Annotated in this window: 29 protein-coding genes and 1 riboswitch; of the genes, 9 read left to right on the top strand and 20 right to left on the bottom strand. The window is 71.5% G+C overall.

Annotated elements, in window-relative coordinates:
- Positions 1 to 21: 21 nt before the first annotated feature.
- The 3 genes from nadC to nadA form a co-directional block, all read right to left on the bottom strand.
- The gene (gene nadC, locus ACFVW6_RS34300; RefSeq protein WP_378832557.1) at positions 22 to 882 is read right to left on the bottom strand and encodes a carboxylating nicotinate-nucleotide diphosphorylase; all 861 of its coding nucleotides are present in this window, start codon (positions 880 to 882) and stop codon (positions 22 to 24) included.
- A gap of 118 nt (positions 883 to 1,000) precedes the next feature.
- Positions 1,001 to 2,656: an L-aspartate oxidase gene (locus ACFVW6_RS34305; protein WP_378832554.1), complete on the bottom strand. Its 1,656-nt coding sequence runs from the start codon at positions 2,654 to 2,656 to the stop codon at positions 1,001 to 1,003.
- Positions 2,657 to 2,693: 37 nt separating this feature from the next.
- A complete protein-coding gene (gene nadA, locus ACFVW6_RS34310) occupies positions 2,694 to 3,731 on the bottom strand; it encodes a quinolinate synthase NadA (RefSeq protein WP_378832552.1) in 1,038 nt (345 codons plus the stop codon).
- A 78-nt stretch (positions 3,732 to 3,809) separates the two neighbouring features.
- Here nadA and ACFVW6_RS34315 point away from each other — a divergent pair, with 78 nt between their 5' ends.
- The gene (locus ACFVW6_RS34315; RefSeq protein ID WP_378832550.1) at positions 3,810 to 4,538 is read left to right on the top strand and encodes an NUDIX domain-containing protein; all 729 of its coding nucleotides are present in this window, start codon (positions 3,810 to 3,812) and stop codon (positions 4,536 to 4,538) included.
- A gap of 47 nt (positions 4,539 to 4,585) precedes the next feature.
- The gene (locus tag ACFVW6_RS34320) at positions 4,586 to 5,071 is read left to right on the top strand and encodes a nitroreductase/quinone reductase family protein (RefSeq protein WP_378832547.1); all 486 of its coding nucleotides are present in this window, start codon (positions 4,586 to 4,588) and stop codon (positions 5,069 to 5,071) included.
- Between the two features lie 75 nt (positions 5,072 to 5,146).
- Here the strand turns inward: ACFVW6_RS34320 and ACFVW6_RS34325 are convergent, their stop codons facing one another.
- A complete protein-coding gene (locus ACFVW6_RS34325; RefSeq protein WP_378832545.1) occupies positions 5,147 to 5,827 on the bottom strand; it encodes a TetR/AcrR family transcriptional regulator in 681 nt (226 codons plus the stop codon).
- Positions 5,828 to 5,922: 95 nt separating this feature from the next.
- Here ACFVW6_RS34325 and ACFVW6_RS34330 point away from each other — a divergent pair, with 95 nt between their 5' ends.
- Both ACFVW6_RS34330 and ACFVW6_RS34335 read left to right on the top strand, forming a co-directional pair.
- Complete coding sequence (locus ACFVW6_RS34330) at positions 5,923 to 6,900, top strand: ATP-binding cassette domain-containing protein (protein WP_378832543.1); 978 nt, start codon at positions 5,923 to 5,925, stop codon at positions 6,898 to 6,900.
- On the top strand, positions 6,897 to 7,706 hold the full coding sequence (locus ACFVW6_RS34335) for an ABC transporter permease (RefSeq protein ID WP_378832540.1): 810 nt from the start codon (positions 6,897 to 6,899) through the stop codon (positions 7,704 to 7,706). The genes ACFVW6_RS34330 and ACFVW6_RS34335 overlap by 4 nt, the downstream gene beginning before the upstream one ends.
- Positions 7,707 to 7,725: 19 nt before the next feature.
- On the opposite strand, the gene ACFVW6_RS34340 is transcribed toward ACFVW6_RS34335, so the two are convergent.
- From ACFVW6_RS34340 to bioB, 9 genes are all read right to left on the bottom strand, one after another.
- On the bottom strand, positions 7,726 to 8,553 hold the full coding sequence (locus ACFVW6_RS34340; protein ID WP_378832538.1) for a class I SAM-dependent methyltransferase: 828 nt from the start codon (positions 8,551 to 8,553) through the stop codon (positions 7,726 to 7,728).
- The gene (locus ACFVW6_RS34345; protein ID WP_355283168.1) at positions 8,543 to 8,710 is read right to left on the bottom strand and encodes a hypothetical protein; all 168 of its coding nucleotides are present in this window, start codon (positions 8,708 to 8,710) and stop codon (positions 8,543 to 8,545) included. The genes ACFVW6_RS34340 and ACFVW6_RS34345 overlap by 11 nt, the downstream gene beginning before the upstream one ends.
- Positions 8,711 to 8,793: 83 nt before the next feature.
- Complete coding sequence (locus tag ACFVW6_RS34350; RefSeq protein WP_378832535.1) at positions 8,794 to 10,467, bottom strand: hypothetical protein; 1,674 nt, start codon at positions 10,465 to 10,467, stop codon at positions 8,794 to 8,796.
- Between the two features lie 40 nt (positions 10,468 to 10,507).
- Entirely contained in the window at positions 10,508 to 10,924 is a 417-nt protein-coding gene (locus ACFVW6_RS34355; RefSeq protein WP_378832532.1) for a hypothetical protein, read from the bottom strand.
- A complete protein-coding gene (locus tag ACFVW6_RS34360; protein WP_378832530.1) occupies positions 10,921 to 12,042 on the bottom strand; it encodes an AI-2E family transporter in 1,122 nt (373 codons plus the stop codon). Before ACFVW6_RS34360 ends, ACFVW6_RS34355 begins: the two co-directional genes overlap by 4 nt.
- A gap of 123 nt (positions 12,043 to 12,165) precedes the next feature.
- Positions 12,166 to 12,699, bottom strand: coding sequence for a DUF1353 domain-containing protein (locus ACFVW6_RS34365; protein ID WP_378832528.1), 534 nt, complete (start codon positions 12,697 to 12,699; stop codon positions 12,166 to 12,168).
- A gap of 72 nt (positions 12,700 to 12,771) precedes the next feature.
- Positions 12,772 to 13,419 (bottom strand): DUF2567 domain-containing protein, encoded by a 648-nt coding sequence (locus ACFVW6_RS34370; protein WP_378832525.1) that lies wholly within the window; start codon positions 13,417 to 13,419, stop codon positions 12,772 to 12,774.
- Positions 13,419 to 13,628 (bottom strand): hypothetical protein, encoded by a 210-nt coding sequence (locus ACFVW6_RS34375; protein ID WP_189033945.1) that lies wholly within the window; start codon positions 13,626 to 13,628, stop codon positions 13,419 to 13,421. Before ACFVW6_RS34375 ends, ACFVW6_RS34370 begins: the two co-directional genes overlap by 1 nt.
- A gap of 26 nt (positions 13,629 to 13,654) precedes the next feature.
- Complete coding sequence (bioB, locus tag ACFVW6_RS34380) at positions 13,655 to 14,668, bottom strand: biotin synthase BioB (RefSeq protein WP_019046302.1); 1,014 nt, start codon at positions 14,666 to 14,668, stop codon at positions 13,655 to 13,657.
- Positions 14,669 to 14,817: 149 nt separating this feature from the next.
- Between bioB and ACFVW6_RS34385 the strand changes: the two genes are divergently transcribed.
- Positions 14,818 to 15,402, top strand: a complete 585-nt coding sequence (locus ACFVW6_RS34385) for a TetR/AcrR family transcriptional regulator C-terminal domain-containing protein (RefSeq protein ID WP_355283150.1) — start codon at positions 14,818 to 14,820, stop codon at positions 15,400 to 15,402.
- A gap of 10 nt (positions 15,403 to 15,412) precedes the next feature.
- Here ACFVW6_RS34385 and ACFVW6_RS34390 read toward each other — a convergent pair whose 3' ends face one another.
- Positions 15,413 to 16,165: a helix-turn-helix domain-containing protein gene (locus ACFVW6_RS34390; RefSeq protein ID WP_378832521.1), complete on the bottom strand. Its 753-nt coding sequence runs from the start codon at positions 16,163 to 16,165 to the stop codon at positions 15,413 to 15,415.
- Positions 16,166 to 16,227: 62 nt separating this feature from the next.
- Between ACFVW6_RS34390 and ACFVW6_RS34395 the strand changes: the two genes are divergently transcribed.
- Positions 16,228 to 16,806: a TIGR03086 family metal-binding protein gene (locus ACFVW6_RS34395; RefSeq protein ID WP_378832518.1), complete on the top strand. Its 579-nt coding sequence runs from the start codon at positions 16,228 to 16,230 to the stop codon at positions 16,804 to 16,806.
- A gap of 39 nt (positions 16,807 to 16,845) precedes the next feature.
- On the opposite strand, the gene ACFVW6_RS34400 is transcribed toward ACFVW6_RS34395, so the two are convergent.
- From ACFVW6_RS34400 to ACFVW6_RS34420, 5 genes are all read right to left on the bottom strand, one after another.
- Complete coding sequence (locus tag ACFVW6_RS34400) at positions 16,846 to 18,042, bottom strand: MFS transporter (RefSeq protein WP_378832515.1); 1,197 nt, start codon at positions 18,040 to 18,042, stop codon at positions 16,846 to 16,848.
- A gap of 96 nt (positions 18,043 to 18,138) precedes the next feature.
- A complete protein-coding gene (locus tag ACFVW6_RS34405; protein ID WP_378832513.1) occupies positions 18,139 to 19,488 on the bottom strand; it encodes an LLM class flavin-dependent oxidoreductase in 1,350 nt (449 codons plus the stop codon).
- On the bottom strand, positions 19,485 to 20,249 hold the full coding sequence (locus tag ACFVW6_RS34410) for an ABC transporter ATP-binding protein (RefSeq protein WP_355283138.1): 765 nt from the start codon (positions 20,247 to 20,249) through the stop codon (positions 19,485 to 19,487). The genes ACFVW6_RS34405 and ACFVW6_RS34410 overlap by 4 nt, the downstream gene beginning before the upstream one ends.
- Positions 20,225 to 21,085, bottom strand: coding sequence for an ABC transporter permease (locus tag ACFVW6_RS34415; protein WP_357350895.1), 861 nt, complete (start codon positions 21,083 to 21,085; stop codon positions 20,225 to 20,227). Before ACFVW6_RS34415 ends, ACFVW6_RS34410 begins: the two co-directional genes overlap by 25 nt.
- Positions 21,085 to 22,176 carry an ABC transporter substrate-binding protein gene (locus ACFVW6_RS34420; protein WP_378832509.1) on the bottom strand — a complete coding sequence of 364 codons (1,092 nt, stop codon included), beginning with the start codon at positions 22,174 to 22,176 and terminating at the stop codon, positions 21,085 to 21,087. The genes ACFVW6_RS34415 and ACFVW6_RS34420 overlap by 1 nt, the downstream gene beginning before the upstream one ends.
- 142 nt (positions 22,177 to 22,318) lie before the next feature.
- Positions 22,319 to 22,382, top strand: a riboswitch (cobalamin riboswitch).
- A 54-nt stretch (positions 22,383 to 22,436) separates the two neighbouring features.
- On the opposite strand from ACFVW6_RS34420, the gene ACFVW6_RS34425 reads away from it, so the two are divergent.
- The 3 genes from ACFVW6_RS34425 to ACFVW6_RS34435 are packed head-to-tail and all read left to right on the top strand — an operon-like array spanning position 22,437 to position 25,560.
- Positions 22,437 to 23,468: a FecCD family ABC transporter permease gene (locus tag ACFVW6_RS34425; RefSeq protein WP_378832506.1), complete on the top strand. Its 1,032-nt coding sequence runs from the start codon at positions 22,437 to 22,439 to the stop codon at positions 23,466 to 23,468.
- On the top strand, positions 23,465 to 24,529 hold the full coding sequence (locus ACFVW6_RS34430) for an ABC transporter ATP-binding protein (protein ID WP_378832504.1): 1,065 nt from the start codon (positions 23,465 to 23,467) through the stop codon (positions 24,527 to 24,529). The genes ACFVW6_RS34425 and ACFVW6_RS34430 overlap by 4 nt, the downstream gene beginning before the upstream one ends.
- Positions 24,529 to 25,560, top strand: a complete 1,032-nt coding sequence (locus ACFVW6_RS34435) for an ABC transporter substrate-binding protein (protein WP_378832501.1) — start codon at positions 24,529 to 24,531, stop codon at positions 25,558 to 25,560. Before ACFVW6_RS34430 ends, ACFVW6_RS34435 begins: the two co-directional genes overlap by 1 nt.
- Before the next feature lie 26 nt (positions 25,561 to 25,586).
- Here ACFVW6_RS34435 and ACFVW6_RS34440 read toward each other — a convergent pair whose 3' ends face one another.
- The gene (locus tag ACFVW6_RS34440; protein WP_355283122.1) at positions 25,587 to 26,054 is read right to left on the bottom strand and encodes an SRPBCC domain-containing protein; all 468 of its coding nucleotides are present in this window, start codon (positions 26,052 to 26,054) and stop codon (positions 25,587 to 25,589) included.
- Between the last annotated feature and the right edge of the window lie 166 nt (positions 26,055 to 26,220).

A 26,220-nucleotide genomic window follows, 5' to 3' on the forward strand; every position in this document is an offset into this window, starting at 1 on the left:
GCTCTCGGACCCGGGACGGCCTCACATGTCCAGGCCGAGGTCCAGTACCCGCACCGAGTGCGTGAGCGCGCCGATGGCGAGGTAGTCGACCCCGGTGCGCGCGTAGTCGGCGGCCTGCTCGATCGACAGACCGCCCGAGGACTCGAGTTTCGTCGCGGGCGCCGCGGCGTCGCGACGCTGCACGGCGGCCTGGGTCTGCCACAGCGGAAAGTTGTCGAGCAGCACCAGTTCGACGTTCTCGGCCAGCACCGCGTCGAGCTGTTCGAGGCTGTCGACCTCCACCTCACAGGCGATCTCGGGGGCCAGCTCGCGCACGGCACGCAGCGCGTTCACGACCGAACCCGCGGCGACGACGTGGTTGTCCTTGATCAGCGCCGCGTCGCCGAGGCCCATCCGATGATTGACACCGCCGCCGACCCGCACCGCGTACTTCTGCAACGCGCGCAGCCCGGGCAGCGTCTTACGGCTGTCGCGGATCGCGCAGCCGGTGCCTTCGACCTCGTCGACCCAGGCCGCGGTGGCGGTCGCGATACCGGACAGGTGGCACACCAGGTTCAGCATGGTCCGCTCGGCGGTCAGCAGACCGCGGGTCGGCGCCTCGATGCTCAGCACCGCGGTGCCCGGCTCCACCCGGGTACCGTCGGCGACCCGGTCGGTGACGGTGTAGTCCCCCGCGCCGATCACCTCGTCGAGCACCAGCAGGCCGACATCGAGACCCGCGACGGTGCCGTGCTGACGCGAGACCACCGACGCCTTGCTCACCGCGTCGGCGGGCACGGTCGCGACCGTGGTGACGTCGGGTCCGTAGCGCAGGTCCTCGTCGAGCGCGGTACGGATCAGCGTCAGCAGTTCCTCGCGGTCGAGGGCGGCATCCAGAGCCATCACTGCACTCCTGTTCTCGGGCGCGTCGCGCGCCCGCTCGATCCAGCGGCGATCCTCACCGGTACGCCGGAATTGCTTGTGCGGCAACGAGTGCCGCGGCCTGCGGGAGGGCGGTCGGTCACCGCGCGCCGATCGACACCGCGGCGGCATCGACGGCGGACAGCGCGAGCGCTCCGTCCGCGCCGAGGCGAACCGCCGTGCTGTGCCGCAGGCCCTCGACCGGGCCCGGGTACTCCGAGCGGGTGTGGCAACCACGGCTCTCGGCGCGGCCCGCGGCCGCGACCAGCAGCGCGCGGGCGGTCAGCGTCAGCGCGGCGTCCTCGATCCGGCGCAGCGTGCGCGCCGCGTCGAAAACGCCCTCTCCGGGACCGGTTCCGTCGAGCGGCTGGACCGCCTGCGGTGCGGCGACATCGAGGGGCGACACCACCGACCGCGCCGCGTCGATCCGGGCGAGGGCGGTACCGAGGCCGGCACCGTCGCGCACGACCGAGGCGTGTTCGGTCATCGCCTGCTGGACCACCGCACGGTCCGCGAATTCCACTGTCCACGCGGCGATCTCGTCGCCGCCGGTCGGTGAGCCGAGCCGCTCGGCGGCGGCCGAACCGGCTCGCTCCCCCACGACCAGCCCTTCGAGCAGGCTGTTGGACGCCAGCCGGTTCGCTCCGTGCAACCCGGTCCTGGCCACTTCACCGGCGGCGTAGAGCCCCGGCACCTCGGTCCGCCCGTCGGTGTCGGTCAGCACCCCGCCGCACTGGTAGTGCGCACCGGGCGCAACCGGAATCAGTTGCGCCGACGGGTCGATCCCCGCCGCCAGACACGATGCGGTGATCGTCGGGAACCGGCGCGCGAAGCCGTCGATGTGGCGCGCGTCGAGGAACACGTGATCGGTCCCGGTCGCCCGCATCCGCTGGGCGATGGCCCGCGACACCACATCCCGGGGCGCCAGGTCACCGCGCGGATGCACGCCCGCCGTCACCGAATCGCCCTCGGCGTCGACGAGAATCGCGCCTTCCCCGCGCACGGCCTCGCTGATCAACGGCCGCCTGCCCACGCCGCCGGGGGTGTAGAGCACGGTCGGATGGAACTGCACGAATTCGAGATCGGCCACCGCGGCACCGGCCCACAGTGCCAGCGCCACGCCGTCGCCGGTCGCGCCGGGTGGGTTGGTACTCGAGGCGTAGAGCTGGCCGAGCCCACCGGTCGCCAGCAGCACCGCGGGGGTGCGCACGACGCCGAAACCGTTGTCCGACACCGCGACGACGCCGCGCACACCGGCGGGACCGGTCAGCACACGCAGCGCGGCGGCACCGAACAGCACCGGCAGCCCGGCCGCGTTGAGCGCGCGCTGCACCTCGGCGCCGGTGGCGTCGCCACCGGCGTGGATGATCCGGCGGGTGCTGTGCCCGCCCTCGCGGGTGCGCGAGATCTGGCCGTCGCGGCCTAGATCGAACACCGCGCCCAGGTCGGTCAGCGCGGCCACCGCCGCCTGCCCGCCTTCGACGATCGAGCGCACCGCCTCGACCTCGCACAGCCCGGCACCGGCCTCGACCGTGTCGCGCACGTGCGAGTCGACCGAGTCGCCCCGCGGCGCGACGACCGCGATGCCGCCCTGCGCGTACTGCGTCGAGGTGTCGGTGGGCCCGCCCTTGCTGAGGATGAGCACCCGCAGCCCGCGCAGCGACGCCGTGCGAGCTGCCGTGAGCCCCGCGACGCCACCGCCGATGACCACCAGGTCGACCTCGGCCTCCCAGGAGACCGGAACCGTCGCCGTCATGGTCGTTACCGGACCGGCCGCGCGACGAGCGGCGCGGTCACTCCCCACCGCCGGGGTTGCCGATCGCGATCATCCGCTGCACCGAGGCGCGGCCCGCCTCGGCCATCGCCAGGTCGACGTGCACCTCGTCGGCGCCCTCGACCAGGCAGCGCAGCAGCGCGGCCGGGGTGATCATCTTCATGTACTTGCAGGAGGCGCGATCGTTGACGGCCTGGAAGTCGATGCCGGGCGCCGCCTTGCGCAGCTGGTGCAGCATGCCGACCTCGGTCGCCACCAGCACCTGGTTCGACGTGGAGGTCTTGGCCGCGTCGATCATGCCGCCGGTGGACAGGATGTGCACCCGCTCGGCCGGGAACGCGCCCTCGCCCGCCAGGTACAGCGCCGAGGTGGCGCAGCCGCACTCCGGGTGCACGAACAGCTCGGCGTCGGGGTGGGTCCGGGCCTGCTCGGTGAGCTCGTCACCGTTGATGCCCGCGTGCACGTGGCACTCGCCCGCCCAGATGTGCATGTTGTCGCGGCCGGTCTCGCGCTTGACGTGCGCGCCGAGGAACTGGTCCGGCAGGAACAGCACCTCGACGTCGGGGTCGATCGAGGCGACCACGTCGACGGCGTTGGACGACGTGCAGCAGATGTCGGTGAGCGCCTTCACCTCGGCGGTGGTGTTGACGTAGGACACCACCTTCGCGTCCGGGTGCTCGGCCTTCCAGGCGCGCAGCTCCTCGGCGGAGATGGAGTCGGCCAGCGAGCAGCCGGCGCGCTGGTCCGGGATGAGGACCGTCTTGGCGGGGCTCAGGATCTTGGCGGTCTCGGCCATGAAGTGCACGCCGCAGAACACGATGGTGTCTTCTTCGGCCTCGGCCGCGATCCGCGACAGGGCCAGCGAGTCGCCGACGTGGTCGGCCACGTCCTGGATCTCGGGCAGCTGGTAGTTGTGCGCGAGGATCGTGGCGTTGCGCTCACGCGCCAGCCGCCGCACCTCCTGCGCCCACTCCGGCGTCGCTTCGACACCCGTGTACCCCGTGGGTCCGTCGAAGACCGAACCCATCAGCGTCGGCTGCGCGGTCGTCGTCGCCATGGTGGCTCCCTTCCTCGTGCGAACGGCTTCCTCGCCTCGATTCGCACCAAACCAGGTTTTCGACTTACAATCGAAAACGTGCCCCATAGTAACACCATCCACGAATCGCTCACCGCGGTGTTCCAGGTTCGCCGCTTCCCCGCCGACGTTTCCGCAGGTAGAAGCATCGATGGCCGCTCGAGGCACCCGGAATTGGCGGTTCTGCTGTGGGAGCGGGCGCTCGACCCACAGAAGGGCACCTGGTCGCTACCCGGCGGCCGATTGCGCGACGACGAGGACCTCGACACCTCGGCCCGGCGCCAGCTGGCCGAGAAGGTCGACGTGCGCGAGCTGGCCCACCTAGAGCAGCTCTCGGTGTTCAGCGCGCCCGATCGCGTCCCGGCGCCGCGCCGCATCGCCTCGGCCTACCTCGGCCTGGTCCCGCTGACCACCGAGCCCGAACTCCCGGCCGACACCACCTGGCACCCGGTCTCGGCCCTCCCGGACATGTCCTTCGACCATCGCACCGTCGTCGACCACGCCCGCACCCGCCTGGCCGCCAAGCTCTCCTACACCAATATCGCCTACGCGCTGGCCCCCGACACCTTCACCATGTCGACCCTGCGCGAAATCTATTGCGCGGCCCTGGGATACGACGTCGACACGACCAACCTCCAGCGAGTCCTCTCGCGCCGCAGGGTGATCACCCCCACCGGCGCCACCGCCCCCTCCGGCCGCGCGGGCGGGCGCCCCGCCGCGCTCTACCGGTTCAGCGACTCCGGCCTGCGGGTCACCGACGAATTCGCGGCCCTGCGCCCGCCGAGCTGAGCGCGCACCCGCCGAATCTGTCGGTGGCCGCTGCCACACTGGCGAGCATGGGCGACGACACCGCGAACACACCGATCACCTCCTACGACGACCCGGAAGCGCCGTGGAACAAAGAGTTCAGCCCGGATGAGATGACCGGCTGGAACGACGGCGTCATCACGGAGTTCCGTGCGAACGACGGGCAGGTCGGCGGCGACTACAAGGGCGCCACCCTGCTGCTGCTCACCACGACCGGCGCCAGGAGCGGCAAGCCCCACGTCGTTCCACTCGGGGCGCTGTACCGCGGCGACGTGCTGTACGTGAGCTCGTTCATCGAGGACCGCTACCCGGCCTGGTATCACAACGCGAAAGCCGATGCGCGGGTGACGATCGAGCTCGGCGGCGAGCGCTTCGCGGCGACGGCGGACGTGCTCACCGGCGAGCGCTACGACGAGTTCGCGGCCTGGGCGCTGGCGGAGAATCCGCTGCTGGCCGAGTACCAGGCCAAGGTCGACAAGCCGCTGCCGCTGGTGATCCTGCGCCGGGCGCAGTAACTCCGTCCGCTCGAACCCCGAGCCGGGCGGCCCCCGTCGCCCGGCTCGGCTCGACTTCGCCTGTCACGCAACGGTTCACGCGCGCGGCAGGATGCCGAACAGCAGCGCGTCGACACCGGCGGCGAACACCGCGTCGTTGTCGACCGACGCGCCCGCGCCGGCGGGTGCCGTGCCGAACAGCGTGGTCAGATTCGGATACTCGCGCGCCGGATCGTCGGTCGAGGCCGCCAGCGCGCCGCCCAGATCCCCGGTCGACAGCCCCGCGCGCTCCCGCGCCGCGAAGTTCGCGCCCCACCCCGAGAGCATCGCGACGCCCATCATGACCGCGCCCGCGTCCAGCCTGGCCTGCGCCAGCGTGCCCGCCATCCGGTCCAGGTAGCGCACCGAGTTCGGGCCCATGCTCGACGGCACGGCCTGCACCAGCCATGGATGCCGACCGTGCAGTGCCCGCGACTGCTGCGCCAGCGCGAGCACGTCGGCGCGCACGTCGCCGGTCAGCTCCGGGTACCGATATTCCCCCGCCACCCGGTCGACCATCAGTGCGATCAGGTCGTCCTTGCCGTCGACGTACCGATACAGCGAGGCGGCCGCCGTGCCGAGTTCGTCGGCCACGCCGCGCATCGAAACAGCCCGCAGCCCACCCGCGTCGGCGCGCCGCACGCAGGCGTCGGCGAGCTGGTCGAGGGTGTACGCCGGGCGCGGTCCCGGCCGGGGCACCGCGCCGCGCGACCACAGCGAGGTTCCGGTGTGCGTCATACCTGCCAGCATGCCGCAGATCCCTAGTTGCGAACAGTGTTAGCAGATGCGTATCCTGCAATTGCGAACACTGTTCCCAATGGAGGGAGATTGCCGTGCATGCCATCGACGCCGCTGCACTGACCAGGACCTATGGCGACAACACCGTGGTGGACGGGGTGGACCTGCGGGTACCCGCCGGCCAGGTGCACGCCCTGCTGGGGCCGAACGGGTCGGGTAAGACCACCACCGTGCGCATGCTGGCGACACTGCTGCGCCCCACCTCGGGGCGGGCCGCGATCGGTGGGTTCGACACCGTCACCCACGCCGAGGACGCGAAGCGGCAACTGGGTCTGGTCGGCCAGTTCCACGCCGTCGACCCGCGTCTGACCGGGCGGCAGAATCTGGTGATGCTGGCCCGGCTCAACGGCTTCCGCGCGACGGCCGCCCGGCGGCACGCGGGCGAGCTGCTCGACCGCTTCGAGCTGGCCGAGGCGGCCGACCGGGTGGTCCGCACCTACTCGGGCGGGATGCGGCGCAGGCTCGACATCGTCGCGGGCATGATCGTGCGCCCCGCCGTGCTGTTCCTGGACGAGCCGACCACCGCGCTCGATCCGCACAGCCGCAACGAGATCTACCGGTACGTGCGCGATTTCGTCGCCGAGGGCACCACCGTACTGCTCACCACCCAGTACCTCGACGAGGCGCAGCGCCTGGCCGACGCGATCACCATCCTGGAGGCGGGCCGGGTCGTCGCGGCGGGCACGCCCGCGGAGATCCTCGCGGCCGTGCCCGCCGGGCTCGACCTGATCGTCGACGACGCCGACCGCTACGCCGAGATCGCCGCGGTGCTCGCGACCTTCGGTGGCGCGCCATCGGATTCCCCAGCGGCGCCGCACCTTTCACCGATGGAGCTGTCGTTCACCTTCACCGGCGACGCCCCCGGCCTGCTACCGGTGCTGCGCGCGCTCGACGCCGCCGACATCACGGTGCGCGATATCGGCACCCGCGCGACGACCCTCGACGACGCGTTCCTCGCGCTCACCGGCCGCGACCGGGTCGCGACGGGTACGCGGAAGGAGGTGCGGGCATGAGCGCCACCGAGACTCGGTCGGTCTCTGTGTGCACTGGCGCGGTGGTGCTGTTCGAGCGCGTCCTGACGAACTACCGCAATTCGCCGGGCCTGTTCGCGATCACGCTGGCCGCGCCGCTGGGCATGATGCTGCTGTTCGGCTTCGTCTTCGGCGGTGCGCTCTCCGGGGGCAGCGACGCCGCCGCCTACCGCGCCTACCTGGTCCCCGGCGTGCTGGTCCTGGTCGCGGCGATGGGCCTGACCTCCACCGCGTCCACCGCGAACGCCGACCTGCACAGCGGATTCACCGACCGGCTGCGCGCGCTGCCGCTGTCGCCCGCGGCCGCGCCGACCGGCTTCGCGCTGGCCGAAACGGTGGTCGGGGTGCTGGCGCTGGCGCTGATGTCCGGCATCGGCGCGCTGCTCGGCTGGCGGGTGGACGCCTCGGTGGGCGAGGTCGCGGTGGCGATCGCGCTGTTGCTCGCCTTCCGCTGCGCGCTGTCGTGGCTGGGGATCGCGCTCGGCGCCGCGATCCGCGACGAGCAGATGCTCCAGCAGACGGCACCGCTGATCTTCGGCACGATCATGTTCTCGAACGTGTTCGTCCCGACCTCGACCATGCCGTCGGTGATCGCCACGATCGCGGAGTGGAATCCGGTGAGCGCCATCGTCGCCGCGCTGCGTGCGCTGCTCGGCGCCGACCTGTCCGCGACCCCGGGCAGCGCCTGGCCGATGCAGCATCCGGTGGCCGCGGCGGCCGCCTGGATCGCCGTCCTGTTCGCCCTCGCGATCCCGATCGCCGTCCGCCGCTACTCGGCGGACACCTGATCCACCCGGCGTGGTGGGGTCAGGCCCGCGCTGCCCGCAGCGAGTACAGCAGCGGCACTCGTGGCATGCCCGCCGGTGCGCGGTAGCCGCGTTCGTCCTGTTCGAGGAAGGCGAAGCGGGGGGAGACGGTGAAATCGTGCTCGCGCAACGACTCCACCCGCAGCCCGGCGGCGGCCACGGCCGAGACGACCTCGCCGAGGCCGTGCCGCCAGCCGACGGTCACATCGGCGGTGGTTACCGCGTCGGGTGCGGCGTAGCTGCCCGGGACCAGTTCGACGACCGGCGCCGGGTCGAAGTAGTCGTCGATCACGGTGCGGCCGTCGTCGGGGCTGAGCAGGTCGCCGACCGGATGGAATTCGCTGAGGTAGAGGAATCCGCCGGGCGCCACCAGGGCCGCGACCGTCTCGGCCCAGCGACGCAGGTCGGGCAGCCAGCACAGCGCGCCGAGGCCGGTGTAGACGATGTCGAAGGTGCGGTGGGCCAGCGCCTCGACCGCGGCGTACACCTCCGCCTCCACGAATTCGGCGTCGTCGGCGCCGATCCGCGCGGCCAGCGCACGCGCGGCCGCGATCGCGGGCGCCGAGAAATCCAGACCGGTCACGACGGCGCCGCGCCGGGCCCAGCCCAGGGTGTCGGTGCCGATATGGCATTGCAGGTGCAGCAGCCGCTTGCCCCGTACATCACCGATCTCGCGGATCTCGAAGTCGCGCAGGTGTTCCCGGCCCGCGACGAAGCCATCGAGGTCGTAGAGGTCCGAGCGGACGTGGATCGGGGCACGTTCGTCCCAGTGCGCCCGGTTGAGCCGGACCCAGTCGTCGGCGTCGCCCGGCGGCGGTTCAGCTGTCATGGCGGCGATCTCGGTGTTTCGCCGAGCGCCGGTAGGTGCGGCCGCTGGGCACGGCGGTGGCGGCGGACGAGCTGCGCAGCGCGTGCCTGCGGCGCCAGGCGGCGAGATCGGGCCGCTCGGCGGGTTGTTCGGTGCTGGTGTTCTCGGTGGCGCGCACGGCCAGGTCCTCCCCCGGTGCAATTGCTGACCGGTCGACGGTAGGTGGACCGGCACCGTGCGCGCCACCGGTTTTCCGTGGGCTCACCGCGCGCCGGTCCGGACCGCGACCAGGAGGTGGGCCAGGGTGAGCAGCAGGTCGCTGTCGGCGAGGACGGCGGGAGCGCCGTCGATCGACCGGCCGCGCAACGCCTGTCGCAGGATCGCGCTCGCGGTGGTGCCGAGCGAGCCGTCCGGCTCGGGGAACACCGCTGTGGGCAGATGGTCGGTCGAGGCGATCAGGGTCACCCGTTCCGCACCGCCAGCGCCCCGCCAGTCCCAGCTCAGCGACGTCCAGCGCAGTGCCCCGTGGTCGTCGACGACGGTGCGCATCCGCCCGACGACGCCCGCGCCGAGCTCGAAATACGAGGGCGGACCGAAGCGCGGTTCGGCCAGCCGGTAGCGCGCGAAGTCCGGATACCGGTCGAGGCCGTCGCCGTTCCCGGGACCGAGCACATCGACCGCCACCCGGCGCCGGCGCCCGGCGGCATCCCAGTCCGGATCGATCTCCTCGGCCTCCAACAAGCTCCGGGTACCGAACCGCGTGTCTTCGAAATAGTTTGCTGCCCAGGGATATCGGTGACTTTCGAGCACATGCCAACCAGGCACGACGACCCCCTCGCCCGCGACGACACCGGTCACGGTGGTGGCCTCCGGGATCCCGTCCCGCGGCACCGGGATCCACGCCGAGACCGCGGCGGCGACCAGAACCACACCGGCGCCGGGTATCCCGAGTCGAGCCACGCGCCGACGGGGTCCACCTCCGGTGTGTACGTCCGGCCGTTCACCACGGCCCAGCACGTCCTCCGCCAAGCCGCCGACCGGCCGATCAATGCTCGCCCCTCCGCCGCCGCCGCGCACCCGCTCGACACCCGCGCCACCTCCGACCAACCGCCCGATGCTCGCTCCGCACCCGCCGCCGACCGGCGAGGCCGAGCGACCGGCCCGCGCTCGCACCCTCGGCCTGCTCGCGGCGACCGAGCTCGACCCGCTCCCGGCCGAAGACCCCCGGGCCGCGAGAACGACCGCCACACCCACGACGAGCGGCACGACCTGGTAGCCGAACAGTGGGGTCCCCGGAAACCACCGATCGACCGCGACCACCATCGCCACGCCGATCAGCACGGTGGCGGCCGCCGCCGCGACACCACCGACGACCACCGCCACCACGCACCCGGCCAGCAGCACCAGGACCCCGCCCTCACCCAGGAGCATCAGCCCGGCCCCGTACACCGGCGGCAACAGCGCGAGCGGCAGCGCCCACACCGGCCAGAACCGGACGACCGACCGCACTCCGAACACCAGCACGGTCGCGCTGAGCGCGAATGCCCAGGCCGCCAGCAGATCCAGGCGCAACGGCAGGTACGCCACCCCGAGCCGCACCGTCTGCACGCCGAGCAGGCCCGTGGCGGCGATCAGGCCCGTCAGCCCGATGACCAGGTCCGCGACCGGGTCCCGGGCCAGCGCGGGCCCGCGCCGCGTCGCGATACCGAGCGCGGCCATCCCGGCCAGCGCGAACAGCACGGCACCGAACCCCGCGTACCCACTGTCGACGGGCACACCGAGCTCGCGCCAGGTCCGCCGGAACGCCCACCCGGTGGTCACGACGACGAACACCCACCCCACGAGCCGAGCGGGCGGCACGGCGTAGCCCGCCCGGCGCCGAGCACCCGAGTTCCCGAGCGCCGGACCGGCGATCGACGTGGCTGGCGCGGACATGGTGGCTCCGGTCTGTCGAGACAGCGAGATCCCGGTCGGCTCAGTACCGGACGGGCTCCCAGGTGGATACCGCCCACAGGACGGCCAGATCGAGCAGGATCACCACCACCGACCACCACGGGTAGTACGGCAGCGACGCGAAATTCGCGATAATCGACACCCCGGCCAGCCCGGCCGCGACCAGCAGCGCCCAGCGCGCGCCCAGGATCATCCCTAGCGCGACCGCGACCCCGAACACCCCGATCAGCAGATGCAGCCACCCCCACGTGGTGATGTCCAGCTCGAACGTGTACGGCCGTGTGCCGTCGAAGGTCTCGGCGCCGGCCACGCACGCGATGCCGCGCAGGATCTCCAGAATGCTCGCGACCAGCAGCAGTGCGACACCGAGCATGGTGACTCCGGCCGCGACGCCCTGGGTCACCGGACGCGGGGGCGGCGCCACCATCGTCGTCGTCACGGCCCCTTCGCTTCCGGCTCCGCCTCCGCTTCCGCCTCCGCTTCTTCCGGCACCGGTTTCGGCAGCGGCGCGCCGATCAGCACGTCGGCCCACCGGGTCGACGGGTCGATGTCGAGCAGCAGCGCCTTGACCAGCAGGGTCAGCGGGATGGCGAGCAGGGCGCCGAGCGCGCCGATCACCCACGCCCAGAACACCAGCGACAGGAAGGTGATGGTCACGCTCAAACCGACCGCGTCACCGACGAATTTGGGCTGGATGATCGACTGGATCACGAAGTTGATCACCGAATAGACCACGATCACCCAGATCATCAGCACCGGGCCGCTGTCGAGCAGCGCCAGCAGCGCGGGCGGGATGACCCCGATGACGAAGCCGATGTTCGGGATGTAGTTGGTGATGAACGACAGCAGCGCCCACAGGATCGGCAGCGGCACGCCCATCAACCACAGTGCGCCGCCGTCGATCACCGCCACGATCGCGCCGAACACGGTCGACACGACGAGGTATTTGCGGGTGCCCTCGGTGAACGACAGCAGCGCGCTCGCGATGGCGGGCCGCTGCTTCTGCACCACGGCCATCCGCTTGTCCATCGTCATCCCGTCGACGGCCATGAACAGCAGCAGGGCGAGGACGAAGAACAGATTCGAGAAGACCCCGAGCACGCCGCCGAGCAGCTCCTCGACGACCCCGGCGATCTTGCCGACATCGATACCGTCGAGCACCTTGTGGACCTGCTCGGAGCTGATGCCCAGGTCCGCCAGCAGCCCGCGGACGTTGTCGAGCAGCGAGTTCAGCTTGTCGCCGTATTCCGGGAGCAGCGAGGCCAGCTGCCACGCCGACACCACCAGCGCCAGGCCGATCCCGAGCAGGATCCCCACCACCGCGAGCAGGGCGATGATCATCCCCACCCACGTCGGCCACCCGCGCCGCTGCGCCCACCCCTGTAACGGCTGCACCGCGATGGTGAGCATGAGGGCGAGGAAGACCGGTCCGACGATGCCAGAGAAGACTTTCAGACCCGCGATCGCGACGACGCCGGCGGCCAGCGACAGCAGCACGATCAGTCCGCGGGGAATCGACCAGGACGGCGCCGCGGCACCCGTGCTCGGCTCGGACATCGACACTCCCTCGGTCTGGTGAACACCGCCGGAGAAGACTTCGCGCGGTGTCGCACAGTCCTCCGGGACCGACGCTAGGGAGCGAACGGGCCGCGCACATCGCCCGTTCTGGGTGAAGTGTGGCTAGGCCGTCTTCATCTGCGGGCCCGGCGGCGGCGCGGTCGTGCGCTTGCCGAGCCTGCCGATCGCCCAGAAGGCCAGCTCCACCACCCAGAACAGCCACAGCGCCACTGTCACCACGACCACCGGCACCGCCAGGAACAGCAGCGACGGCACCGCGATGACGATCCAGCGCGCGATGTCACCGGGTGTCGCGCCGCGCAGGTGACTGCCCAGACGCACTGCGGCCCACATCATCCAGCGGCGCGGCGTCGAGACCGCGAACTCGTGCAGGCAGCGGCGGAAGATGCCGTCGGCGTCGGCGCGGCTGACCGTGCCGGTGCGGCACAGGTAGTCGTGCAGGATCGCGGCCCTGGTGTAGGCGCCGTAGCGTGGGATCAGCCAGACCAGTGCCCGTGGCACCGAGGCGAAATCGGTGCGGAAGCCGGCCGGGACCGTGAAGGTCTGTACCGCACCCTGATACGTGAGCGGCTCGATGAGCCGCCAGAATGTCGCGTCCAGCTCTTCGACGACCGGACCGCCTCCGATGAACCCCACGACCCACTCCTCCCGAGCCGTCCACCTGCCGATATCGGCGATGGTAGCGCCGGTCGGGGGCGCGGGCCGCGCTCAGACGCGCGGTTGCGGACTCGAATCGAAATCGCCGCTGGGACGATATTCCTCGGCCGGTCCGGCCACCGGATAGTCGTCGAATTCGGCCGGTCGCAGGTCGCCGAGCAGGCCCGTCGAGCCCGAACCGAGATCGGTGCGCGGATGCAGCGCGGCCAGGAACAGCAGCACGAGCGCGGCGAGGAAGGGCTGCACGAGCAGCGCGAGGTCGGTGCCGACTTCCGCCGGGAGCGCGATGATCTGACCGATCGCGGGATCGTGTGGACGCGGATGGCGTTGTTCGGCGACCGCCTCGCCGAGCCACATCATCACCGCCGCACCGAGTCCCGAGGCGAGCAGGATCCCCACCACCAGCGCGGGACCGCGCACGCTGCGCACCCGCCACGCGGCGATCGTGGTCAGCACCGCGACCACCGCGCCCAGGCACAGGAACATCCCGACCGCGTCGAACAGGTGCAGGCTCTCGCCGGTGAGGACGGCGGCGCGCCCGGGCTGGGTCACCCGCAGCCGTTCGGTCGGCGCGAGCAGACCCCACGCCACCCCGGTCGCCGCGCTCGCCACGAGCACGACGACCGCGACGACGCCGACGCCGATCACCTCACGGCGCAGGACCTCCGGACGCGGCGCGGCGCCGACCTCGGCGACCACTACCGGCGTTCCAGCTGCGCCGATTCGATGACCCCGTGCCGGGAGCACTTGGCCCACCAGCCGTCGGGGCTCACCTGCACGATCATCCGGCGGCCGCACTGCTCGCAGAACCGCGGCGGCTCGAGCCCGAGCGCGGCGGCCGCGGGCATCGCGTCGTCGAGCCCCGGCACGATCCGCTTGCCGGTGAACGGGTTGTAGCGCTCGTCCATATCAGTCACCCTACTGCGCCCGCGTCTCAGAGGGTTTCGTTGAGCGCCTTGATCGGCATCTTCAGCTCACCCAGCAGATCGAGATCCGATTCGGCGGGACGGCCGAGGGTGGTCAGGTAGTTACCGACGATGACGGCGTTGATGCCGCCGAGCATGCCCTGCTTGGCGCCCAGGTCACCGAGGGTGATCTCGCGGCCGCCGGCGAAACGCAGGATGGTGCGCGGCAGCGCGAGGCGGAACGCGGCGATGGCGCGCAGCGCGTCGGCCGCGGGCAGCACCTCGAGGTCGCCGAAGGGTGTGCCGGGGCGCGGGTTGAGGAAGTTCAGCGGCACCTCGTCGGGCTCGAGCGAGGCCAGCTGCGCGGCGAACTCGGCGCGCTGCTCGATGGTCTCGCCCATGCCGAGGATGCCACCGCAGCAGACCTCCATGCCTGCCTCGCGGACCATGCGCAGGGTGTCCCAGCGCTCCTCGTAGGTGTGCGTGGTGACCACCTTCGGGAAGTGCGACTTGGCGGTCTCGAGGTTGTGGTTGTAGCGGTGCACGCCCATCGCGGCGAGCTGGTCGACCTGCTCCTGGTTCAGCATGCCCAGCGAGCAGGCGACCTGGATGTCGACCTCGTTGCGGATCGCCTCGACACCCGCGGCGACCTGCGCCATCAGGCGCTCGTCCGGGCCACGGACCGCGGCGACGATGCAGAACTCGGTGGCGCCGGTCTTGGCGGTCTGCTTGGCCGCCTCGACCAGGCTGGGGATGTCGAGCCAGGCCGCGCGCACGGGCGACTGGAACAGGCCCGACTGCGAGCAGAAGTGGCAGTCCTCGGGGCAGCCGCCGGTCTTGAGGCTGATGATGCCCTCGACCTCGACCTCCGGGCCGCACCACTTCATCCGCACCTCGTGGGCGAGCTCGAGCAGCGCTTCCAGGCGGTCGTCGCCCAGGCGCAGGACCTCGACGGTCTGCGCCTCGGTGAGGCCTTCACCGCGCTCGAGCACCTGCTCACGGGCGATGGCCAGAATGTCGGTCTGGACGGGTGCCTGTGTCACGACGTGATGTCCCTTCGACGGGGTTCGCGCACGAGCACGGGTGTGATCCACCCGGCGTGGCCGTGCAACTTGAACGGTGTTCAGGCTAGGGTAGCGGGTGCGAGTGAGACACGACACTCGGGTCGGTGAATCTCTGGGGAAGGACACGCGTGCAACTGCGGAAGACGGATGTGGTCGATGCCGCCGTCGCGATTCTGGACCAGTACGGTCTCGGCGACCTGACGATGCGACGGCTGGCCGGATCGCTGCAGGTCCAGCCCGGTGCGCTGTACTGGCACGTGAAGGACAAGCAGTCGCTGCTCGGCGCGGTCGCCGACCGGATCCTGGCGCCGATGGACGAGCCGATCACCGCCGTCGACTGGCCCGAGCAGCTCACCGAACTCGCCCACCGGCTGCGCGACTGCCTGCTGGCCTACCGCGACGGCGCCGAACTGGTCTCGGCCACCTACGCCTCGCGGCTGACCACCAGCAAGGCCCGCGAGCGCCTCGCCGGCATCGTCATCCGCGCCGGGATGACCAGGGAGGAAGCCGAACTCACGGCCTACACCCTGCTCTACTACGTGCTCGGCCAGACCGTGGACGAGCAGTCCCGCATGCAGATGGATTCGGTGGGCGCGCTCACCGACGACGCCTCCCCGCTGCACGACACCCCCGACCCGACCGCGCGTTTCGACTTCGGCCTGCAGTTGTTCATCGCGGGCGTGCGCACCATCCTGGGCACCCGCGTCCGCTGAGGCGGCGGGGTCAGCGCGGGTCGTAGCGCAGCGCGTAGCGGGTCGGCGGTTCGCCGAAGATCCGGCGGAAATCCCGGCTGAGATGGGCCTGATCGGCATATCCCAGCTCGGCGGCGGTCCCGGCCCAGTCGATCTCGGTCCCGGCGGCGAGCCGCTCGGTGATCTCGTGCAGGCGATAGCGGCGCACCACCCATTTCGGGCCGAGTCCGACGTACTCGGCGAACAGCCGCTGGAGCCCGCGCACGCTCAGCCCGAATCGGTCCGCGATCGTCTCCACCCTGGTCACCTCGATGTCCTCGGCGATCGCGGCGACGACCCGGGCGGCGAGGTCGGCCCGCGGGTCCGGGCCGGGCAGGTGCGCGCGGAGGAATCGCTCGACCGTGTCGACGTCGGCGACCGTGGGCAGCGCCGCGCCGAATACCGCTGTGGCGTCGATCGTCCGGTCCCGCAGCCGCGCTACCGGGCCGCCGAGGAACGGACGGAACATGCCGGGCCGGAACGCGACACCGAATACCGAACCGGTCCCCGACAACTCGCGGTACACGTGCGCGGACGACGGCCCGTGCACCTCGGCCCGCCCGTCCCGGAAGCTCAGATGGACATTCGGCAGCGGCACCACCAACTGCCGATACGGCCGTTCGTAGGCCCAGGTCACCGACCAGTACCGCGCGACGTAGCGCGCCGGCTCCCCCGACGGTTCGGCGAACGTATGCCGTTGCGCCGCGCGCCAGGCACCGCCGAGTTCCCGCGGGTCGCGCTCCACGCAGCGAGTGTATGTCGCGTTTGTTCAAGACAGCGCGAGGCCGAGGGTGGTTACCTCGCTGTATGTCCGAAACCGAACGCGTCGCCCGCGCCGCCGAACCACTCTCGAAGCTCCTGCGCACCCTCACGCCGGACCAGCTCACCGCCCCGACGCCCTGCGCCGAGTTCGATGTCCGCGCCCTGTTGAACCATCTGCTGTTCTGGGGTCCGTCGCTGATCGGCGCGGCACGCAAGGAGTCGGTCGCCCCGGCCGCGGCCGCCGAAACCGAGGTCGACCTCACCGCCGGCGACTGGCCCGCCGCCCTCGACACCCAGCTCGCCGATCTCGCCACCGCCTGGCGCGACCCCGAGGCATGGCAGGGCACCACCCACATGGGCGGGCCGACGGAACTGCCCGCGGCGCTGGTCGGCGGCATGGTCGTCGGCGAACTGATCGTCCACGGCTGGGACCTGGCCCACGCCCTCGGCGCCACCGCCGACTGGGACGACGACCTGCTCCGCTACGCCCTCGAGGAGACCACCGCCACCGCCGACCAAGGCCGCGCGATGGGCATCTACGGCCCCGAGATCCCCGTCGCCGCCGACGCTCCCCTGCTCGACCGCATCCTCGGCCTCACCGGCCGCGATCCCGCCCGGAGATAGACCCCGTCGCCGCGGCCCGAACATCCATGGGCCGCAGCATCACTCGTCGCTCACCAGCCGCGGCCGCACCCGGCCCGGGAACCAGCGGTAGATCGCCACGGTGCCCAGGCCGACGCCGACCGCGAGCAGCGCACCGGCGGCGGCCAGGCCCGCGGCCGCACCGACCAGCCCGACCGAGACCGGGCCCGCGAACATCCCCACATCGTGGGTCAGCCGCCACGCGCCGAGGAATTCCGCGCGGCGGTCCTCCGGTGCGGCGAACGCGCCGACAGTCATGATCAAGCCGTTGCTCAGGCCGTTGGCCAGCCCGAGCAGCATGGTCGCGGCGCCCATGGTGAGCGCCGAGTGGGTGAACGGCAGCGCCGCGTACCCCGCCGCGAAGCAGATGCCGCAGGCGATGCCGGTGACCCGGCTGCCCGCCCGGTCCAGCCAGATCCCGGCCGGGTACGACATGAGCACGTCGATCGCACCGGCCAGCCCGAACAGCAGACTGGTGGTCGCGGCATCGATGCCAAGGTGCGCCGCCCACAGCGGCAACAGCGCGGTGCGCGAGGCCCGCGCCGCGCCGACCGCGACCGAGGCGAGCCCGAGCGTGCCCAGGGCCCTGCGATTCTCGGAGAGCACCGTGTGCAGCGGCCGCAGCGCGGCCACGTCGTCGAGATCGGCGGCGCGGATGGTCACCATCGCCGCACTGGCCAGCAGCGTGGTGACCAGTTGCAGCCACAGCGCGCCGACCGGCCCGAACCCGTGCACCAGCGCCGCGCCGAGGAACGGCCCGCAGAAGAACCCGAGCCGGTGCGCGCCCGCCAGCGTCGACATGGCCCGCCCCCGCTGATCGGGAGCCACCACCGAGACCAGATAGGTCTGCCGCGCCAGCCCCCACACCGCGCCCGCCGCACCGTTGAGCAGCAGACCCACCGCCAGCACAGCGAGATTCGGCGCGAGGATCGCCGCCAGCACCCCGACCGTGCCGAGCACGCTGCCGACCCCGATCGCCGCCCGCTCCCCGATCCGCGCGACGATCCGCCCCGCGGGCAGATCCGTCAGCACCATCCCGAGCCCACTCAACGCGACGATCAGCCCGGCCGTACCCGCCGACGCCCCGAGGTCCAGCGCCCGCAGCGCGTACATCGGCGCGGCCGCTCCCGCGCCGACGCCGTACAGCGCCATCGGCGCGAACACCGGCCACACGAGCGACCGCAACCGCACCGATTCGTCGACTACCCCGGCGCTCACCGAGACCCGGCCGTCCGCCGGAGTGAGCCACCACGCGCGCTCACGGCGTCACGACTTCCGGCCCAGCGGTACAACAGTTCTCGTCGTCGGACCGGTTCATCCGACGCTGACGGGTTCCGGCGCGAACCGTCCGCGCGGCCGGGCCAGCCCGAAGTGATCGCGCAGCGTGGTGCCCGTGTACTCGGTGCGGAACAGCCCGCGCTCCTGCAGGATCGGCACCACCGTCTCGGCGAACACCTCCAACCCACCGGGGTAGTACGGCGGCATCACGTTGAAGCCGTCGGCCGCGCCCTGGGTGAACCATTCCTCGATGGTGTCGGCGACCTGCTCCGGCGTCCCGGCGAATACCCGGTGCCCGCGCGCGCCCGCCAGCCGGTGCAGCAGCCCGCGCAGCGTCGGCCGCTCCCGCTCGACGATGCCCGCCACCACCTGCAACCGGCTGCGCGCGTTGTCGGTGACATCGCCTGCCCCGGCGAACGTCTCGACCGGCACCGGCTCGTCCAGCGCGAGGGCGCGCAGCGAGGTCCCGGTGAGGGATTCCAGCTGCTTGATCCCGTATTCGGGCACGGTGAGCTCGTTGAACTCCCGCTCCAACCGCAGCGCGGCGGCCTCGGTGTCGGCGATGAACGGGCTGATCCCCGGCAGGATCTTCACCTCGCTCGCGTCGCGCCCGAACTCGGCCGCCTTGGCCTTGATGTCGGCGTAGAAGGCCTGCGCGTCCGACAGCCGCTGGTGCGCGGTGAAGATGGCCTCGGCGTACTTGCCCGCGAAGGCCCTGCCCTCGTTCGACGCGCCCGCCTGCACCAGCACCGGATGCCCCTGCGGCGTGCGCGCGGCGTTGAACGGCCCACGCACGCTGAGATGTTCACCGACGAAGTCGATCGGATGGATCTTGTCCGGGTCGGCGTAGACGCCCGCGGCCCGGTCGAGCAGGATCGCGTCGTCCTCCCAGCTGTCCCACAGCGCCACCACCGCGTCGACGAATTCCCGTGCGCGGGCATAACGTTCGGCATGGTCGGGATGCCGGTCCAGCCCGAAATTGGCCGCGGCCAGATCGGTACCGGTGGTGACGATGTTCCAGCCCGCCCGGCCGCCGGAGATGTGGTCGAGCGAGGAGAACAGCCGCGCCAGGTTGTAGGGCTCGTAGTAGGTGGTCGACGCGGTGGCGATCAGGCCCAGATGCGTGGTCGCCGCGGCGATCGCGGTGAGCAACGTGATCGGCTCCAGCCCCGGCGCGGCGTTGTGCCGCACATCGGTGCGCAGCGCGGGCCCGTCGGCGAAGAACACCGCGTCCAGCTTCGCCGCCTCGGCAGTGCGCCCGATCTCCTGGTAGTAGGTGACGTCGTAGATCCGGTCGGGCCTGCTGTCGGGATGCCGCCAGGCCGCCTCGTGATGCCCCGACGGGTAGATGAACGCGTTGAGACTCAGTTGCCGTGGTGCGCTCATGACGCTTGCTTCACTTCCTCGATGTCGGTGGTGTCGACGCCGAGCCCGGCCAGCAGGACCTCGCGCAGCCGGATGAACTCCGGGTGCGCGTGCCTGCGCGGGCGCGGCGTGTCGATGCGCTGGTCGATCGCGATCCGGCCCTCGTCCAGGACCAGCACGCGGTCGGCGAGCAGTACGGCCTCGTCCACGTCGTGGGTCACCAGCAGCACGGCGGGCCGGTGCCGCTCGCACAGCGCCTGCAGCAGGGCGTGCATCCGGATCCGGGTGAGCGCGTCGAGCGCGCCGAACGGTTCGTCGGCCAGCAGCAGCTCCGGCTCGCGCACCAGCGACCTGGCCAGCGCCACCCGCTGCTGCTCCCCACCGGAAAGCTCACGCGGCCAAGCCTTCTCGCGTCCGGCCAGGCCGACCTCGGCGAGCGCGGCGCGCCCGCGCCCGGCCGCGTCGCGCCCGGTGAGGCCGAGCACCACGTTGTCGAGCACCCGGGCCCACGGCAGCAGCCGGGAATCCTGGAACACCACGGCGCGCTGGGTCGGCACGGTGAGTTCGCCGGAGCCGGGGACGTCGGCGTCGAGTTCGGCCAGCGCCCGCAGCAGCGTGCTCTTGCCCGACCCGCTGCGGCCGAGCAGCGCGACGAACTCGCCGCGCCGGATCTCGATGTCGATGCCGTCGAGCACGATCCGCTCGCCGAAGCCGCGGGTGAGCGCGCGGGTGCGCACCACGCTGCGGTCCTCGTCGGTCAGTCGCCCAGTGTCTGTCGCCATGCCAGCGCCTTCCGTTCCGCCGCCCGCACGGCGAGGTCGCCGAAGAGCCCGAGGAGTCCGTAGATCACCAGACCGACGACGATGACGTCGATCTGTCCGTAGGTGCGCGCCTGCGTCATCAGGTAGCCGATGCCGCTGGTCGCGTTGACCTGCTCGACCACGACCAGCGCCAGCCAGGAGATGGTCACCGCCAGTCGCAGTCCGAGGAAGAAGCCCGGCAGCGAGCCCGGCAGCGCGATCCGCCGCAGGAACCCCCACCGCGACAGCCCGACGGTCTCGGCGAGCTCCACGTAGCGGGCGTCGACGCTGCGCAGATAGGCGTGAGTGTTGATGTAGACCGGGATCAGCACGCTGGTCGTGATGACGATCAGCTTCATCTCCTCGCCGATGCCGAACCACACGATGAACAGCGGGATCAGCGCCAGCGTCGGGATGGCCCGTTTGATCTGCACCGGCCCGTCGACGATCGCCTCGCCGATCCGGCTCAGGCCGGCCACCAGCGCCAGCACGACGCCGATCAGCACACCGAGCCCGAGCCCGAGCGCGGCGCGCTGCAGCGAGGTCAGCAGGTTCGACTGCAGCCGGCCGTCGGCGATCAGGTCACCGGCGGTCTGCGCGACGGTCCACGGCGCGGGCAGGGTGTCCGGGTCGATCGCGCCGGTGGCCGAGCCGAGCACCCAGGCGCCGACGAGCAGGGCGGGACCGAGCGCGAAACCGAACGGGATGGGCTTGCCGGGTCCGAGCCTGCGGGTGCCCCGCCCGCGCGGCGCGAGTGCCGTGACCGGCGCCGGCGTGCTGCGAATCCGCCGCAGCACGCCGGCGTCGAGGGTGGCCATCAGCTCGCCGCCGGCGCGAACGCCGCCCCGCTGGCCGTGACCGCTTCGGTGACCGCCGCGTCGAAGCGCAGGTCGAAGCCGTCGGCCGCCTTGATCTTCTTCGGCAGCTCGCCGACGGCGTCGATCGCGTCGATGGTGGTCTGCTGCCGAGCGACCAGCTGCTGGTCCAGGTGCGGGAACGTGTAGGTGCCCAGCGATTCGACGATCCGCTTGGCGTCGTCGACGCTCACCTTCTGGCTGTCCACGTAGTACTTGGTCGCCCATTCCTCGCGGTGGGTGTTGGTCCACTGCCAGGCCCGCACGAACGCGCCGACGAGGGCGCGGGTGGCGGCGGCCTTGGCCGGATCCTGGACCACCGCGCGGCGCGCGTACAGGTAGGCCAGGCCGCTGTAGATCCCGGTCGTCTCCGAATCGGGGATCACCGAGGCGCCCTGGGTGCGCAGCAGCCGGGTCACGTTGGGCTCGATCAGCGGCGCGACGTCGACCTGACCGGTGCGCACGGCATCGAGGAACTCCGCGAGCTGCAGCCGGACCAGCTGCACGTCGGTGGGCTTCAGCCCCGCCTTGGTGAGCGCCTTGAGCACGGCCGCCTGCTGCGCGGTGCCCTCGGCGTAGGCGATCTTCTTGCCCTTCAGGTCGGTCAGCTTGCTGATCGAACGTCCCGGCGCGACAGCGAGTTTCAGCGCCTGCGGGTTGGTCTGATACGAGCCGACGATCGGCACGTCCTGCCCGGCGGCCAGCGCGTGGATCGGCGGCACGTCGCCCACCTGACCCACATCGGCCGCGCCGGCCCGGAAGGCCTCGAGAATGGCCGGGCCACCGACGAAGTTGGCGAATTCGATCTTGAACGGCAGCTTGTCCAGCTCACCGGACAGCCGCAGCGCGGACTGCAACCGCTCCTGCTGGTCGGCCACGACGAGCGTGGTGCCCGCGGGAACCTCGGTGGGCAGGGGCGCGTCCGGGGTGCCGACCGGTGCGTCGCTGCCGTTCGAGCATCCGCTCAGGCCGAGCGTCGCAACGGTGGCCACCGCGAGGAGCGCGGCGGTGGCGCGGCCTCGCAGGCCGGGCAGGAAGGTATTCGGTCGGTGCATAGTGGGATTGAATCAATCCGCGGTTTTCCCGAACAGCTTTAGCCTTACCGTGATCGGAACACCGGTGACACTCGCCGGTCCCCCGGCCGACCGCAGGCACCGAGTGCCAGGTTAGAGTTCGATCGTCCTCCCCGGCGGGTGCGGGAATCCGGTGCAACTCCGGAACGGTCGCGCCACTGTGATCGCCTCGCGGCGAAAGTCAGACCTCCCTCGCCGGGCACCCTCTGAAAGGGCCGCGCCTTGCCTCTGGAGAACCCGCGATGATCCGTGCCCGGACATCGCTCGCCTTCCCGCTGCTCGGGGCGCTGTTGCTGGCCGCCATGATCGGCGCCACCGGCTTCGGCGCCGAGATCGTCCCCGTGTCCGCGGTGCTCGACACCCTCGGCGCCCGCCTGACCGGGACCACCCCCACCGATCTCGGCATCGACACGATCGTCTGGCAGCTCCGGGTGCCCCGCACGGTCCTCGCCGCCGTGGTCGGCGCTGGTCTCGCGCTGGCGGGCGCGGCCATGCAGACGCTGGTGCGCAACCCGCTCGCCGACCCCTATCTGCTGGGCGTCTCCTCCGGCGCGGGCGTCGGCGCGGCCGCGGTGATCACCTCGGGATTGTTCGCGGGCGCGGGCATCTGGGCCCTCTCGGGTGGCGCGCTGGCCGGCGCGTTCGGCGCGGCCACCCTCGTCTTCCTGGTGGCCTTCGCCCAGGGCGGTCTCACCCCGCTGCGCCTGGTCCTCACCGGTACCGTGCTCGGCTCGGCCTTCGCCGCGTTCAGCAGCTATCTGGTGTTCCGCAGTACCGATCCCGCCGCCGCGCAATCGGTCCTGTTCTGGCTGCTCGGCAGCCTCGCGGGGGCGGATTGGACCACCCTCGCGCTCCCGCTGGTCGTCGTGGTGGTCGCGGGTGCCGTCCTGCTGGCCATCGCCGGGTGGCTCGACGCCCTCACCCTCGGCGCGACCACCGCGTCGTCGATCGGTGTTCCGGTGAAGGAACTGCGCATCGGATTGTTCGTCCTGCTGGCGGTGCTCGTCGGGGTGCTGGTCGCGGTGTCGGGTGGGATCGGTTTCGTCGGGCTGGTCGTCCCCCACGCCGCGCGCATGATCGTCGGCCCACGCCACCGCGCGCTGCTCCCCGCCTGCGCCCTGTGCGGCGCGCTGTTCCTCGTCGTCGCCGACGCCGCGACCCGGGTCCTGGTCCGCCCCACCGAGATCCCCGTCGGTGTCCTCACCGGCCTCATCGGCGCACCCACCTTCCTGCTCCTGATGGGCCGCCGCCGCTACCACTTCGGCACCTCGTGACGACGCACGAACACACTGCCCGCCCGGCACGGTCCGCCGACAGCGAGCACGCGGATCTCCGTGGCGCGACGCCTTCTGCGCAGCGGATCGATTCCGCCGGCACCGATCACGGCACCCATCGGTCCGACGCGCATGTCACGGTGACCGGTCCCGGCGCCGAGGCCAGTGCCCCCGTCGCCGCTCCCACCGCGACGGGCGATCCGGTCGACGCCCGGCCGAACGACGGCGAGCGCGGCGGTGGTGACGCAGGCACGGGCGACACCACCCGCTCGAACTCCGCGCGGCCCGGAGCGATTCGGGCCGCCGAGCTGACGTGTTCGATCGGCCGCCGAAACGTCCTCAGCGCCGTGGAATTCTCCATCGAGCCCGGCGAGACCGTAGGCATCGTCGGCCCCAACGGCAGCGGCAAGACCACGCTGCTGCGAACCCTGGCCGGTCTCCGCAAACCCGCACGCGGCCGAGTGCTCGTCGACGGCCGTGCGCTGCACGATCTCCGACCGCGACACCGGGCCACCGCGGTGGCGTTGGTGGCCCAAGACGAGAGCCCGCCCGCCGATATGCTCGTCGGCGAAGTCGTCGCCCTCGGACTCACCCCCTATCTGCCACCGTGGGGGCTCGGCACATCGGGCGAGCGTCAACAGGTGCTGGAAGCGCTGGCGGCAGTGGATCTTTCGGGATTCGCCGACCGCCCGGTGCAGCAGTTGTCGGGTGGCGAGCGGCAACGGGTGCTGCTGGCCCGCGCCCTGCTCCAGAACACCCCGGTCCTGCTGCTGGACGAGCCGACCAACCACCTCGACATCACCCACCAGCTCGAGCTCCTCGACCTGGTGCGCGGGCTGCGCCGCACCGTCGTCGCCGCCCTGCACGATCTGTCGCTGGCCGACCGCTACTGCGATCGGATCATCGTGCTGCACAACGGCATCGCCCGACCGCCCGCGCCGCCCGCCGAGGCGTTGACGCCCGCGGTCGTCGCCGAGGTGTTCGGCGTGGACGCCACCCGGGTCGCCCATCCGGTGACCGGCGAAGACCATCTGTTGATCACCCCGCGAAAGGCGCGCTGATGAAGAACACCGGCCGGATCCTGGCCACCGCCGCACTCGCCGCCGTCCTGGCGGCCTGCACCGGCACCTCGGCGGACACGGCGTCCACCATCACGGTGCGCAACTGCGGCAAGGACACCCGCTTCCCCGCACCCGCGCAGCGGCTGTTCGTCAACGACGGCAACCTGGTCTCGATGATCCTGGCGCTCGGCGCCCAGGACCAGGTGACCGCGGTGTCGAGCATCCAGCGCGACGCCGACACCCTGCGCAGGCACTACGGCGCCGACGTCGTCGACGGGCTGAAGTCCGTCGCCCCCGAGTACCCGTCGCGCGAGACCGTCCTCGCCCAGCGCCCGGACGTCATGGTCGCGGGCTGGAGCTACGGCTACGACGAGGCGAGCAACCTCACCCCCGCGGCACTCCAGAAGGACGGCGTGGCCGCCTACGTCCTCACCGAGAGCTGCCGCCAGCAGGACGGCGCGGCCGCCCGCGGCACCGTCGAACCCTGGACCGCGCTGCGCACCGACCTGACCGACCTGGGCGCCATCACCGGCCACCCCGACCGCGCCGCCGACGTCACCGCCGATCTCGACCGCAGGCTGGCCGCCCTCACCGCCGCCCCGAAGCCCGCGCAGGCCCCGACGGTCTTCCTCTTCGACAGCGGGACCGACACCATCTACTCCAGCGGCAAGTTCGGTGCGCCCCAGGCGATCCTCGAAGCGGCCGGCGCCCGCAATGTCCTCGACGACGTCGCCGACACCTGGACCAAGGTCTCGTGGGAGCGCTTGGCCGCCGCCGACCCGGACGCGATCATGTTCGTCGATTACCCCGGCCAGAGTTACGCGCAGAAGGTGGAGCTGCTGCGCGGCAAGCCGGGCATCAACGGGCTGCGCGCCGTCCGCGACAGCCGCTTCTTCAACCTGCCGTACGCGCTGTGGACCAGCGGCCCGCTCAATATCGACGCCGCCGAGCAGATCCGTAAGCAGCTCGAAGCCTGGAATCTCGTGCCCGCCTCCGACATCACACCGCGCGCCGACGACGCCGTGCGCTGAACCGACGCGTGTCCGGGCGCGGCCGATCAGCCGATCGCGCCGCGCTCGACCAGTGCGACCATCTTCGCGAGCGCCACTTCCCACGCCACCTCGTTGTCGGCGAGCGTCATCCCCGGCGGCACACCCTCGTGCAGCACCTCGAGATCGGTGCCGCCGTCGGCGTCGGCCAGCGTGAAGGTGATGGTCTGCGCGCCCGCCATATCCGGTATCTCGGTGACGAACTCCAGCACCTCCATCACCCGCTCCTCCGGGACCAGGCTCAGGAATCGCCCGTAGTAGGCATGGTGCTGCTGCTCCGTCGTCCCCGCCGCGGTGAGCTCGTCCTGGGTGACGGTGATCGAGAAGACCCCGCCCTCCTCCGGCTCGAACCGGTGCACTTCACTGACCATGCCGTCGGGCACCATCCAGGCCCGGACCGCCTCGGGGTCGATCAGCAGCTGATACACACTTCCGCGGGGCGCATTGATGTGCGTGCCGATCCTCGTGGTCGCCATAGCTCCACGGTAGTCCCCTGACCCGGCGAAAGGCTTGTGGACGCGAACGCAAAAAGGCCCTCCAGCAATGCTGGAGGGCCTTTCGCAATGATGTTCCGGCGGTGTCCTACTCTCCCACACCCTGTCGAGTGCAGTACCATCGGCGCAGGTGGCCTTAGCTTCCGGG

The organism is Nocardia sp. NPDC058244, from assembly GCF_042882065.1.
Lineage (GTDB): Bacteria > Actinomycetota > Actinomycetes > Mycobacteriales > Mycobacteriaceae > Nocardia.